Here is a 12,017-nt window from a genome sequence, read left to right as displayed (position 1 = left end):
TCCCTTTTCCCCCGATGGTTTCCTCACGGCATCGCCAATAATGTTGCCTATGGACGGGCAATTGCGCCTGGGAAACCTAGAACAGTACAGCTGAATGAAGTGCGGAGAGAAACGATGAACGTGAAGAAATTTACAGCGGCTACTTCCCGTGACGCCTTGCGCAAGGTGCGCGAGGCGCTCGGCCCTGACGCGGTCATCCTTTCCAACCGCCCGGTCGACGGCGTGGTCGAGATCCTCGCGCTCGACAACGACGACGTCGCCGCACTGGCTTCCCCGGCCATCGAAGAACCGCAGGCGCCTAGCTTCCAGGCCTTCGACAACGATTTCGACCCCGAACCGGTCTTCAGCCGCGCCCCGGCCGCCTTCGCGCCCGCCGCACCGGAACCGCGCCAGCCGGCGCCACGCGCCGCCGCGCCGAAGCTGGACCCGTTCGCCGGCCAACCCTACGTCGAGCGCCGCGCAGCTCCGGCTGCCGCCATCGAACCGGACATCCCGCCGACCTACGTCAACCGCCGCGCCCCGGCCCCGGAGCCGGGCATCGACATGGCTGCCATGACCCAGATGATGAGCGCCGCCATCGCCCAGGCCAAGGAATCGGCCGCTCTTGAAATGAGCGGCATGATGAACGAGATCCGCGCCATGCGCGGCCTGATGGAAACCCAGTTGGCCGAACTGTCCTGGAACGCGACGCAACAGCGCGAGCCGCAGAAGGCCGCCGTGCTGCGCGAGATGCTGGCCGCCGGCTTCTCGGCCACCCTGGCGCGCTACCTGATCGACAAGATGCCGGCGACCAAAGACGCGGCCGACGCGCTGCGCTGGATCAAGACCGTCCTGGCCCGTAATCTCACCACCATCGCCAACGAAGACGATCTCCTGAACCGCGGCGGCGTGTTTGCCCTGGTCGGCCCGACCGGCGTCGGCAAGACCACCACCACCGCAAAATTAGCGGCGCGTTGCGTGATGCGCCACGGCCCGGACAAGCTGGCCCTGATCACCACCGACGCTTACCGTATCGGCGGCCACGAGCAGCTGCGCATCTACGGCAAGATCCTCGGCGTGATGGTGCATTCGGTGAAGGACGAGGCCGACCTGCGCATCGCCCTGAAAGAACTCAAGAACAAGCACACCGTCCTGATCGACACCATCGGCATGTCGCAGCGCGACCAGATGGTCACCGAGCAGGTGGCCATGCTCTCCGACTCCGGCGCCGACGTGAAGCGCCTGCTGTGCCTGAACGCGACCTCGACGAACGAGACCCTGAACGAAGTGGTGCGTGCCTACCAGGGCTCGGGCCTGGCCGGCTGCATCATGACCAAGCTGGACGAAGCCGCCTCGATCGGCAACGTGCTCGACGTCGTGATCCGGCAGAAGCTCAACCTGCACTACATCTCGAACGGCCAGCGCGTGCCGGAAGACCTGCACCTGGCCGACCGCGCCATGCTGATCGACCGCGCCTTCCGCAACAACCGTAATGCTTCCGCCCAGTTCGGCGATGCCGACCTGCCTTTGATGATGGCCGCGGCAGCGGTTGGACAAAATGCGGACCGTTCGCTGCGCGAGGTGCACCTTGGCTAGTTTCGACTTCGACCAGGCGGAAGGCCTGCGCCGGATGCTGCAGGGCCCGCGCCCGCGCATCGTCACTTTTCTGTCCGCCACGCTAGACGACGACAAGGGCGCCATGCTGGTCAACCTGGGCGCTTCGCTGGCCCAGCTGGGGAATGAGGTCCTGATCGTCGACGCCTGCGAACGCGACTACGGCGTGGCGCGCCGCCTGGGCCTGAACCGGGCCGCCAACCTGGCCGCCGTGGCGCGCCAGGAGTATGGCCTGAACCAGGTGCTGCACGCGGTGCCGCAGGGCTTTTCGGTGGCGTCGCTTGGCCGTCCGCTCGGCAGCAACGACGCGCGCCGCCTGGCCAAGACCTTCGACGTGCTGGTGGGGCAGGCCGGCATCGTGATGGTCGACGGCGAACTGGGACCGGATGGTGAATTCCCGCTGCCGCTGATGGCGAGCTCCGAGATCGTGGTGCAGGTCTCTGCCAGCGCCGCGTCGATCACGAATGCCTATGCGCTGATCAAGCGCCTGGCGCAGCAGCTGGGCCGCCGTCCCTTCGGCATCCTGGTGACCGGCGCGACAGAGGCGGAGGCCAAGGTGGTATACGATAATATGTCAGCTGCGGCAACACGCTACCTGGCGGTCAACCTGCGCTCGATGGGTTCGGTGCCGGCCGACGAGTACCTGCACCGGGCCGCGCGCCTGGGCCGGGCGGTGGTCGATGCCTTCCCGCTGGCGGGGGCCTCGGTCGCCTTCCGTCGCCTGGCAGGCAAGTTCGCGTTGCACGCGATGCCTGGCATGGGCAGGGGATGAAGAACAAAGATAGCGGAAGAGAAAAGCAGAACGCATGTACACGGTCAAAGGGAAAGCGGACAAGAACCATTTGCTGACGGAGCACATGCCGTTGGTGAAGCGTCTTGCCCACCACATGAAGGCCAAGCTGCCGCCTTCGGTGGAAGTCGATGACCTGGTACAGGCCGGCATGATGGGCCTGCTCGACGCGATCAACCGTTACGAAGACAACCACGGCGCCCAGTTCGAGACCTACGCGGTGCTGCGCATTCGCGGCGCCATGCTGGACGAGCTGCGCAACAGCGACTGGATGCCGCGTTCCACGCGCCAGAACATGCGCAAGGTGGAGGCCGCGATGGAGGCGCTGCAGCAGCGCCTGGGCCGTCCGGCCAGCGAATCCGAGATCGCCAAGTCGCTCAAGATGTCCCTGAGCGACTACCAGGAGATGCTGGGCGACGGCGGCGGCCACCAGCTGCTCTACTACGAAGACTTCCACGACACTGAAGAAGGCAGTGACGGCTTCCTCGACCGCTATGCGGTGGACGACAGCGACCCGCTGCGCAGCCTGCTCGATACCGGCTTCCGCCAGGCCGTGATCGACGCCATCGACAATCTGCCGCCGCGCGAGAAAATGCTGATGGGCCTCTACTACGAGGAAGAACTCAACTTGAAGGAAATCGGCGCCGTCATGGGCGTGAGCGAGTCGCGGGTGTCGCAGCTGCACACCCAGGCCGTGTCGCGCCTGCGCGCGGCGCTGCGGGAGCAATTGTGGACTGGGCCAGCGTAGCCGGCCTGGTGCTCGCGATCGCGGGCATCTTTATCGGCCATACGCTGGACGGCGGCAAATTCGCGTCGCTGATCCATCCGTCCGCCTTCGCCATCGTGGTGATCGGCACCTTCGGCGCCACCCTGCTGCAGAGCGAGCGGCGCAGCTTCATGCTGGGCCTGCGCATGCTGCGCTGGGTGTTTTTCCCGCCTAAATCGAACCGTGAGCTGCTCTCGCGCGAGATCGCGCTGTGGAGCCTCTCCGCGCGGCGCGACGGCCTGCTCTCGCTCGAGCAGTACATGGACAGCAAGGACAAATTCATCCAGAAGGGACTGCGCCTGGTGGTCGACGGCATCCAGCCGGAGAAGATCCGCAGCCTGCTCGAGAACGAGATCAACGCCTACGAATTCTCGCAGCGCCAGGCGGCGCGCATCTGGGAATCGGCGGCCGGCTATGCGCCCACCATCGGCATCCTGGGCGCGGTGCTGGGCCTGATCCACGTGATGGAAAACCTGTCGGATCCGGCGCGCCTGGGGTCCGGCATCGCGGTGGCCTTCGTCTCCACCGTGTACGGCGTGGGGCTGGCCAACCTGTTCTTTTACCCGGTCGGGAATAAATTAAAGGCTATCGTCAGCGACAAGGTGGCCCAGTACGAGATCCTCGCCGAAGTCTTCCACGACCTCGCCACCGGCGACCACACCCGCGTGGTCGAGGAACGGGTGGCAAGCCTGCTCACGCGTCACTGACGACATCATGGCGCGCAAACGCTACGACGACGGAGCCCAGGAAAACCACGAGCGCTGGCTGATCTCCTACGCCGATTTCATCACGCTGCTGTTCGCCTTCTTCGTCGTGATGTACGCGATCTCGATCGTCAACGAGGGGAAATACGCGGTGCTGTCCGAAGCCCTGGGCGATGCCTTCGGCGGGCGCAGCGTCGCGCCGCAGGCGCACACCAGCGTCGAGCCGGTGCTGCCGCTGTCGCACATCGTCAACCGCAAGCGCCAGGAAGCCGCGCGGCGCGAGCGCGAGCGCATGGAAATCCTCGCGAAGGACCTCACCGCCACCCTGATGCCGCTGGTGAAATCGGGCCAGGTGCGGGTGACGCAGAACGCGCGCGGCATCGGCATCGAACTCAATGCCAGCGTGCTGTTCGCCCAGGGCGAAGCGACCCTGCAGCAGGAGGCGCGCGAGGTGCTGGGCGCGGTGGCGGGCCTGCTCAAGGATGCGCCGCAGCGCATCGAGGTCGAGGGCCATACCGACAACCTGCCGATCACCAATGAGCGCTACGCCTCCAACTGGGAACTGTCGGCGGTGCGCGCGGCCAGCGTGGTGCGCCTGTTCATCGAGAGCGGCGTGCAGGACCTGCGCCTGTCGGCCATCGGCCATGGCGCGACGCGCCCGGTGGCGCCGAACGACACGCCGGCCAACCAGGCGCGCAACCGGCGCGTGGCGGTGATGATCTTGGCGTCGGTGCCGGAACCGCTGCCGGCGGGTGTATAGTAGGCGTGAAATAAAAGTTCGTTTCTGCGGTTCTTTTGAAATAATATTTCAAGGAGAAGCAATGCATGGTAAACGCTTTTTGCCGCCGGCCCTGCTGGTCCTCGGAGGCCTGGTGAGCGCAGCCGGCGGTGCGCAGGAGCAGGAGGCCCAGGTGCGCCACCAGCTCGAGGTCGAAACCGGCGGCGGCACGGTACGGGTGCGCCTGCTGGTCGAGAACCGCGGCGACACTGCGATCTACATCCCGCGCGAAATCGCTGCCGGCGACGAGATCACCGGCCGCCGCTTCGAGCTGGGCGACGCCAAGGGCAAGCCGGTCGACTACACCGGCAGGATGGTCAAGCGCGGCGCACTCACGGCCAGCGACTGGCAGGAGGTGGCGCCGCACAGCATGCACATGAACACCATCGACATCACGCCGTCCTACGCTTTCAGGAAAGCGAAGCAGGGCTACGAGATCCGCTACGAGGGGCCGTGGCTGGCCGATCTCACGCAGCTCGACGCCGTGCGCCAGAGTCCCGCGGCGCCGGTGAAGTTCAGCTTCAGCCAATGAAAACGGGCCGGCAATGCCGGCCCGTTTCGCTCTCGTAGGGTGGACGGCTTCGCCGTCCGCGCGTTCAGACAGTGCGGGAACAGTCGACGCCGAATCCTTTCACGCGGGAGTTGAACGCGCGGACGGGAGACCCGTCCACCCTACAAAGAACCACGGGTCACGCCTTCAGTTCTGCGCTGGCGTGTTCTCGCCAAAGTATTCGTGCGAATCGGCGTTGTTGACCGCATGCGCCGGATTGGTCCTGGCCAGCTCGGCTGCACCTTGCTGGCCGTACACGTGGTCGTCGGTGGCGGCGACCACGTCGAAGTGGCTCAGCTCGTGCAGCAGGGTGCCGCCGCGCGAGTCGGTGCCGGTCAGGGGCGCGGTCCAGAACGCCTTGCAGACATAGATCGCGTAGGGCTGGGCCGGGTACACGTAGGCGAAATAGTTTTCGTTGCAGCCGCAGTCGATTTTCAGGGGCTTGGTCTCGAAGGCGTCGCGGATCGCCGTGAAATTGGTGTTCACGGTGGCGGCGCGGCCGGCATCGAGGGCGCCGAACCAGGTGCCGTAGCGGGCGCCGTACTGCGCGCCGCCGGCGCCGGCCGCCAGGTAATTGTAGGCGTCGACCGTCATTGCCTTGCCCGCGTCCACGGCCGCCGCCAGCTGCTCCTGCTGGGCGTTCGAGCACTTGCTGAACTCCAGTCCGGCGGCGCCGGCGACGGCCTGCCTGGCCGGCGCCCTGGCCCCGCGCGGCAGGCGCCCGTCGATCCAGATCCCGACCTGGCTGGACGCCAGCGCACCGGGCACCGGGCGCATGCCGGAGGCGGCGAACAGGCCGCTCGAGGCGGTGCGGTAGCGCAGCTGGTAGGGGCCGGTGACGCTCATCTCGTACAGCGCCGACAGCTCGACCGTGCTGGCGAGCGTGGCGCCGGGTTCCAGCCGCAGGTAGTCGTCCGGGCCGGGGGCCGGGCGCTTGGCCTTGATGCCGAGGTAGCGCACAGGCTGGCCGTCGCGCAGCACCTCGAACAGCGGCGCCTGCACGCCCGCCACCGGGGTGTGCCACTTGAGCACGAACTGCGGCGTGGCGCTGTTGTTCTGCAGGGTGACGCGCACCAGTACTTCGTCGCTGCGGGCGAATTTTTCGCGCACGGGCTGGACGCTGACGTTGACGTCCTGCGCCAGCGCGGGCAGGGCGGACAGGGCCAGCGTCAAAGACAGCAGCGGGCGCGGCAGGGTTGAGTAGCGCATGGCGGGCTCCTTGCAGATGGGGTGGAACCTACTGTGCGCCGCTGGCGCGACCGCATCTTGAGCAATCCCAAGCGTATATTTACCGTGAGCAACAAAACCACACTTTGAGTATGGCCTATTAACAACAGATGTGAATATCTGTGATTATTTGCTCGATTCAGGACAGGCCCATTGCTATGATGCAATCAAGCTATCCACCCGTAAATATTTTCCCCTTTTTAAGCCATGAACGCCCTGCATGACCTGGTTGACGAGCTCGCCCGCGAGATCGGGCTCGACTGCGAGGAAGTCGCGGCGCGCAAGGCTTACCTGGAACTGGACGAGCCCGACCTCGAGGCCCTGCGCGACGTGCACGCGCTGCTCGAGTCCCATCGCGACGCGTTCTCGGACCGCTTCTACGCGCACCTGATGTCCTTCCCGAAGCTGCGCGGCATGCTGGGCGACGGCGCCGAGGCGCGCCTGCGGCACGTGCAGGCCGCCTACTTCAGCAGCCTGACGGCCGGCGAGTATGGCGAGGACTACATGCGCGAGCGCCTGCGCGTGGGCGCCACCCACCAGCGGATCGGGCTCGATCCGAAGTGGTACATCGGGGCCTACCGCAAGTACCTGTCGGAGCTGTCCGGCCTGCTGTGGCGCCGCCTGCGCGGGCAGCCGGAACGTTACAGCGCCGCCATGGAAGCGGTGCTGAAGATCGTCTGCTTCGACATGGGCCTGGCGCTCGACACCTATACCCATGCCAGCCAGCGCAGCATCCTGCAGAACCAGAACTACCTGGAACAGGTCATCGACGGCATGCCGGCGGGCCTGGTGGTGGTGGACGCCGAACTACGGGTGCGCTCGATGAACCGCACCATGGCCGAACTGCTGGGCGTGCCGGACAGCCTGCTGCTGGAGCAGAAACCCGCGCTCGAAGAGCTGATTCCCTGCCGCGAACTGGCCGACCGCGCCGCCGAGGCGCTGGCCTCCGGCGCGGGCCACGACCAGGTGCTGGTCACGCTCGACGGCCGCGCCGACGGCGTGCGCTACGTCGACTTCAACATCCGCCGCGCGCGCAAGGACGGCAGCTACATGCTGCTCCTGATCGGCCAGGACATCACCTTCCGTCGCAAGGCCAGGCTGCGCCTGCAGGAGAGCGAGGAGTTCTTCCGCCTCACCTTCAACCAGGCCGCGGTCGGCATCGCGCTGCTGGGCAGCGACGGCCGCGTGCTGCGTACCAACAGCAAGATGTCGCACATCCTCGGCTATTCCGAGATCGAGCTGCTGCAGCGCTTCTTCCAGCAACTGACCTGCGACGAAGACCTGCCGGACGAGCTGGCACTGATCAACCGCCTGAAGGCCGGCGAGATCAGCGACTACCAGCGCGAGAAGCGCCTGATCCGGCGCGACGGCACCCCGGTCTGGGTCAGCATCACCGTTTCGCGCATGCGCGACGCCAACGGCAACCAGCGCTTCATCTGCGTCATCAAGGACATCCAGCGCCAGAAGCAGGCCGAGGAAGCCCTGCTACGCCTGGCCAACCACGATGCCCTGACCGGCCTGCCCAACCGGGTGCTGATGCAGGACCGCCTGGGCCAGGCCATCATGCACGCCCACCGCGCGGGGCGCCAGGTGGCGGTGATGTTCATCGACCTGGACCGCTTCAAGCACGTCAACGACAGCCTCGGCCACGATGCCGGCGACGCCCTGATCGTCGAGATCGCACGCCGCCTGTCGAGCAGCCTGCGCGAGAGCGACACCGTGGCGCGCCAGGGCGGCGACGAATTCGTGGTGGTGCTGCCCGACCTGGCGGGCCGGGAAGACGCGGCCAAGGTGGCGCGCAAGCTGCTCGACAACCTGTTCCAGCCCATGCTCCTGTGCGGCCAGGAAGTCTTCCCGTCCGGGAGCATCGGCATCGCCATGTACCCGCGCGACGGCGAAGACAGCGCCACCCTGCTGAAGAACGCCGACAGTGCCATGTACGGCTCCAAGGGCAAGGGCGGCAACCATCATTCCTTCTACGCCGCCGAGATGGGCGAGCAGGCGGCCCAGCATCTGCGCATGGAAGGGGCGCTGCAGCGCGCCCTGCAGCGCGAGGAATTCCTGCTGCACTACCAGCCGGTGGTGGACATCGGCAGCGGCGTGGTCGCCGGCGTCGAGGCGCTGCTGCGCTGGCAGCCGGTGGGCGGGCCGATGGTCTCGCCCGCCGAATTCATCCCGCTGGCCGAGGAGACCGGCCTGATCGTGCCGATCGGCGACTGGGTGCTGGCCACCGCGATGCGCCAGCAGGTGGCCTGGCGCCGCGCCGGCTTGCCCCCGGTGCGCATCAGCGTGAACCTGTCGGCGCGCCAGTTCCTGGGCCAGGACGTGGCCCAGCGCGTGGCCGCGCTGCTGGCGGAGACGGATTGCGACCCGGCCTTCCTGACCCTCGAGATCACCGAGAGCGTGCTGATGGAGAATCCGGGCGCGGCCACCGAGACCATGGGCCGCCTGGCCGCGATGGGCGTGCAGCTGGCCATCGACGACTTCGGCACCGGCTACTCGAGCCTGGCCAGCCTGAAGCGCTTTCCGATCCACAGCCTGAAGATCGACCGTTCCTTCGTGATGGACCTGACCCAGGACGCCGACGACGCGGCCATCGTCAACGCCGTGATCGCGCTGGCGCATTCGATGAAGCTGAACGTGATCGCGGAAGGCGTCGAAACCAATGAGCAGCTGGCCTTCCTGCAGGAGCGCGGCTGCGACCAGATGCAGGGCTACTGCTTCAGCAGGCCGGTCGAGCCGCAGGCGATCGCGGCGATGCTGGGCGCGGTGCCGGCCTAGAGCTAATCTGGACTATTACCGTTGGCCGTAAGACCGTCGCACCGGCGAAGGCCGGTGCCCAAGTTTGTTTGCGCGGCTACTTGCATGCATGCCTGACGGCTTCGCTCGATATGCTCAGGTTTGTGATTCTTTCCCGAATCCGCGCTGACAGGATTGACTGGGATAGCCTCGCTCCAGATACTCGGGGGCTGACCATCTCTTTCGCGATTGCCGATGAAAACCCTGCTGCGCTGCCTCGTCTGTGCCTCCATCTTCGCCGGCGCGCACGCGGCCGCACAGACTGCCCCTGCCGCGCCGGCCGCCGCGCCTGCATCCCCGGAAGGCCGCATCGCCGCCAAGCCGCTGTTCCGCGATCCCGTCTTCGACGGCGCCGCCGACCCGGTCGTGATTCGCAATGCGGCGCGCGGCACCTGGTGGATGTTCTACACCAACCGCCGCGCCAACGCGGCCGGCCTGTCGGGCGTGTCGTGGGTGCACGGCACCAGAATCGGCATCGCCGAATCGGTTGATGAGGGCGCCAGCTGGCGCTATGTCGGCACCGCCGACATCGAGCTGCCGGCGGCGCTGGGCGGATCGGAAGCCACGCACTGGGCGCCGGACGTGGTGCGCGCCGACGACGGCAGCTACCGCATGTTCCTGACCGTGGTGCCGGGCGTGTTCACCGACTGGAAGCACCCGCGCCACATCGTGCAGCTCACCAGCACCGACCTGCGCACCTGGCGCAACGCGCGCAACATCCCGCTGGCCTCGGACCGCGTCATCGACGCCGCCGTCACCCGCCTGCCGGGCGGCGGCTGGCGCATGTGGTACAACAACGAGCGCGACGGCAAATCGATCTACTACGCCGACAGCCCCGACCTCGAGAACTGGACCGGACGCGGGAAGGTGGTCGCCGACCAGGCCGGAGAAGGGCCGAAGGTGTTCCAATGGCGCGGCGCGTGGTGGATGATCACCGACGTGTGGCGCGGCCTGGCCGTGTACCGTTCCAAGGACGCCGTCAACTGGACCCGCCAGCCGGACAACCTGCTGCAGCAGCCGGGCAAGGGCGTCGACGACGGCGTCATCGGCGGCCATGCCGACGTCGTGGTGGTCGGTGACCGCGCCTGGCTGTTCTACTTCACGCATCCGGGACGCGGCAAGGTGCAGGGCGGGGCGGGCACCGGCACCGACGGCCCTGAGCAGCGCCGCAGCTCGCTCCAGGTGACGGAGCTGATCCAGTCGGGCGACCGGCTGCGGGTGGAGCGCGATGCGCCGACGCGGATCGCGCTGGGCGGCGACTGACGCCCTCAGGCGAAGCGCAGCGTGATCCAGGCGTACCAGAGCAGCGGTGCCAGCAGGACGAGGCAGGTGGTGCTGCGGATGATCGTGGAAGCGCGGGCGCGTAGTCCGGCGTTCCGCCTTGCCACGATGGTGGACCACAAGGCGCTGCCGCCGCTGACGACCAGCGCGAATGCATAGGCGAGGAAGAGCACGCCGATCATCAGGAAGGCGTCGGATCCTCCCATCTGTCCCTTGTGCTGCCGGGCAAAGGCAATGACGGCAGCGATCCAGCAGAGGCCAAGCAGGAGCGGCACCATGCCGACGATCATGAGGACGTTGGCGACGCAAAGTTTTCGTTGTGGTGACATTCCGGCAGTCTAGCGCTTGCCTGGCCGGGAAAATGCACACATGGTCACTACTGCGGATAAGCTGGAACCACCTTGTCGATGCCTGTATCAGGCTCGCTTGCCGAACACCCGGGCGTGCCAGTACAAACGGGACTCGACACGTAGACCAGGCCCGCCCAGCGCAAAACCCAGAAGGTCTGGACAAATAAAACGGCTACGGCCTTGTTCGAACTGCCTCAAAAAACCAGCCTTTCCAAAAAATCACCAGGCGATTCCGGTCCTTGATAAATGCCGATGTACATTCCAGATGGACGATCGTGACGGGATTTGGCAGGCCCAGCTGAGAAGCACTTGCCCGATAATGCTCGCGCAGGTACAAAGCAGGATCCACCAGCTCTGCTGCAAAATCAGGCGATGTGCATGTCCGTTCGCCAAACTTGAAGTGCTTCCTGTTTATTGTTAGCGTACGACCGAGCAGTTTCCGCGCCTCTTGGTCGTCAAGCGACGTAATATCAGCAGAGTCTAGTGCAGCGGTAATTTTCCATTGACCAATAACGGTCCGCTGAGTCGAATCAGCTGCATCGGCAGTCACTGCGAGGCACGCCCCAAACACAATGGCAGCGACGGCAAACATCGTCCTAAAAAACTTCCTTGAAGACGAAAGGTAGGGAAAAATCATATATTTCCTTATTGTTTTGCAGTCGGCTTTTTCAGCCGGAACGGTGCGCTTTCTTCCTCGCGCCTCTTGATCAGTCCTCTTGCGATCACCCGTTTCTGTTTGCCGTTCTCGATAACAGTAACCTTGATCATTTTCGAAATATTTGCCGCAGCACCTTCGAAGTCCCCCTTGTTAACGAAGCTGTACGTATCCTCCATGCCGCCTACGCCCGCGTTATAAGTAAGGCTGACAAGCGCATCGAACTGATCTTGGTTGACCGGTACCTTTACCATGATGTGGACGTATCGCTCCGCTTCGCTCACCCGGCGCTCGAATTCCTGGTCGACCACTTGCGCCGAAACTTTCCTCCCTAACTCTTCCTGCGAGCAGACACCTTTGTGCGCGAGGATGCCTACGCCCCACGTGCAATTCCCTTTGTTTTTCCCCATGTCATTGTAGTACCGATATACCGCCTTTTCGGTGGCACGCATCCGCGCACGCGGATCAGGCGACATTCTCTTGTCCGCATTGGGTCGAGCGGAATTCGGAATTTTGTCGGTCAT

At 65.5% G+C, this 12,017-nt stretch carries 12 protein-coding genes; 8 read left to right on the top strand and 4 right to left on the bottom strand.

The window, feature by feature from the left end; translation table 11 throughout:
- Window positions 1–114 precede the first annotated feature (114 nt).
- The 6 genes from flhF (at window position 115) to YWC_RS0105475 (ending at window position 5,163) form a co-directional block, all read left to right on the top strand.
- Window positions 115–1,575 carry a flagellar biosynthesis GTPase FlhF gene (flhF, locus tag YWC_RS0105500; RefSeq protein ID WP_027864469.1) on the top strand — a complete coding sequence of 487 codons (1,461 nt, stop codon included), beginning with the start codon at window positions 115–117 and terminating at the stop codon, window positions 1,573–1,575.
- Window positions 1,568–2,365, top strand: a complete 798-nt coding sequence (locus YWC_RS0105495; RefSeq protein WP_027864468.1) for a MinD/ParA family ATP-binding protein — start codon at window positions 1,568–1,570, stop codon at window positions 2,363–2,365. Before flhF ends, YWC_RS0105495 begins: the two co-directional genes overlap by 8 nt.
- Before the next feature lie 34 nt (window positions 2,366–2,399).
- Window positions 2,400–3,131 (top strand): RNA polymerase sigma factor FliA, encoded by a 732-nt coding sequence (locus YWC_RS0105490; RefSeq protein ID WP_027864467.1) that lies wholly within the window; start codon window positions 2,400–2,402, stop codon window positions 3,129–3,131.
- On the top strand, window positions 3,113–3,856 hold the full coding sequence (locus YWC_RS0105485; protein WP_027864466.1) for a flagellar motor protein: 744 nt from the start codon (window positions 3,113–3,115) through the stop codon (window positions 3,854–3,856). The genes YWC_RS0105490 and YWC_RS0105485 overlap by 19 nt, the downstream gene beginning before the upstream one ends.
- 7 nt (window positions 3,857–3,863) lie before the next feature.
- The gene (gene motD / locus YWC_RS0105480) at window positions 3,864–4,613 is read left to right on the top strand and encodes a flagellar motor protein MotD (protein ID WP_036213128.1); all 750 of its coding nucleotides are present in this window, start codon (window positions 3,864–3,866) and stop codon (window positions 4,611–4,613) included.
- Between the two features lie 61 nt (window positions 4,614–4,674).
- Window positions 4,675–5,163 carry a hypothetical protein gene (locus YWC_RS0105475; RefSeq protein WP_036213125.1) on the top strand — a complete coding sequence of 163 codons (489 nt, stop codon included), beginning with the start codon at window positions 4,675–4,677 and terminating at the stop codon, window positions 5,161–5,163.
- Window positions 5,164–5,328: 165 nt separating this feature from the next.
- On the opposite strand, the gene YWC_RS0105470 is transcribed toward YWC_RS0105475, so the two are convergent.
- Window positions 5,329–6,390 (bottom strand): M35 family metalloendopeptidase, encoded by a 1,062-nt coding sequence (locus YWC_RS0105470; RefSeq protein ID WP_027864463.1) that lies wholly within the window; start codon window positions 6,388–6,390, stop codon window positions 5,329–5,331.
- 225 nt (window positions 6,391–6,615) lie between these two features.
- On the opposite strand from YWC_RS0105470, the gene YWC_RS0105465 reads away from it, so the two are divergent.
- Both YWC_RS0105465 and YWC_RS28420 read left to right on the top strand, forming a co-directional pair.
- Window positions 6,616–9,189: an EAL domain-containing protein gene (locus YWC_RS0105465; RefSeq protein WP_027864462.1), complete on the top strand. Its 2,574-nt coding sequence runs from the start codon at window positions 6,616–6,618 to the stop codon at window positions 9,187–9,189.
- Between the two features lie 213 nt (window positions 9,190–9,402).
- Entirely contained in the window at window positions 9,403–10,470 is a 1,068-nt protein-coding gene (locus tag YWC_RS28420; RefSeq protein ID WP_211238943.1) for a glycoside hydrolase family protein, read from the top strand.
- Between the two features lie 5 nt (window positions 10,471–10,475).
- On the opposite strand, the gene YWC_RS0105455 is transcribed toward YWC_RS28420, so the two are convergent.
- From YWC_RS0105455 to YWC_RS0105450, 3 genes are all read right to left on the bottom strand, one after another.
- On the bottom strand, window positions 10,476–10,817 hold the full coding sequence (locus YWC_RS0105455; protein WP_156923509.1) for a hypothetical protein: 342 nt from the start codon (window positions 10,815–10,817) through the stop codon (window positions 10,476–10,478).
- Window positions 10,818–11,010: 193 nt separating this feature from the next.
- Window positions 11,011–11,475, bottom strand: a complete 465-nt coding sequence (locus tag YWC_RS32670; protein ID WP_156923507.1) for a hypothetical protein — start codon at window positions 11,473–11,475, stop codon at window positions 11,011–11,013.
- 8 nt (window positions 11,476–11,483) lie between these two features.
- Window positions 11,484–12,017, bottom strand: a complete 534-nt coding sequence (locus YWC_RS0105450; protein ID WP_051306243.1) for a lysozyme — start codon at window positions 12,015–12,017, stop codon at window positions 11,484–11,486.

The organism is Massilia alkalitolerans DSM 17462, from assembly GCF_000427785.1.
Taxonomy (GTDB): domain Bacteria; phylum Pseudomonadota; class Gammaproteobacteria; order Burkholderiales; family Burkholderiaceae_D; genus Telluria; species Telluria alkalitolerans.
This window is presented reverse-complemented; position numbering and strand designations above follow the sequence as displayed.

Bases quoted from the DNA above. Each gene is read 5' to 3' on its own strand.
- flhF (WP_027864469.1), top strand. From the start codon at position 115: ATGAACGTGAAGAAATTTACAGCGGCTACTTCCCGTGACGCCTTGCGC.
- YWC_RS0105490 (WP_027864467.1), top strand. From the start codon at position 2,400: ATGTACACGGTCAAAGGGAAAGCGGACAAGAACCATTTGCTGACGGAG.
- motD (WP_036213128.1), top strand. From the start codon at position 3,864: ATGGCGCGCAAACGCTACGACGACGGAGCCCAGGAAAACCACGAGCGC.
- YWC_RS0105475 (WP_036213125.1), top strand. From the start codon at position 4,675: ATGCATGGTAAACGCTTTTTGCCGCCGGCCCTGCTGGTCCTCGGAGGC.
- YWC_RS0105470 (WP_027864463.1), bottom strand. From the start codon at position 6,390: ATGCGCTACTCAACCCTGCCGCGCCCGCTGCTGTCTTTGACGCTGGCC.
- YWC_RS0105465 (WP_027864462.1), top strand. From the start codon at position 6,616: ATGAACGCCCTGCATGACCTGGTTGACGAGCTCGCCCGCGAGATCGGG.
- YWC_RS28420 (WP_211238943.1), top strand. From the start codon at position 9,403: ATGAAAACCCTGCTGCGCTGCCTCGTCTGTGCCTCCATCTTCGCCGGC.
- YWC_RS0105455 (WP_156923509.1), bottom strand. From the start codon at position 10,817: ATGTCACCACAACGAAAACTTTGCGTCGCCAACGTCCTCATGATCGTC.
- YWC_RS32670 (WP_156923507.1), bottom strand. From the start codon at position 11,475: ATGATTTTTCCCTACCTTTCGTCTTCAAGGAAGTTTTTTAGGACGATG.
- YWC_RS0105450 (WP_051306243.1), bottom strand. From the start codon at position 12,017: ATGACCGACAAAATTCCGAATTCCGCTCGACCCAATGCGGACAAGAGA.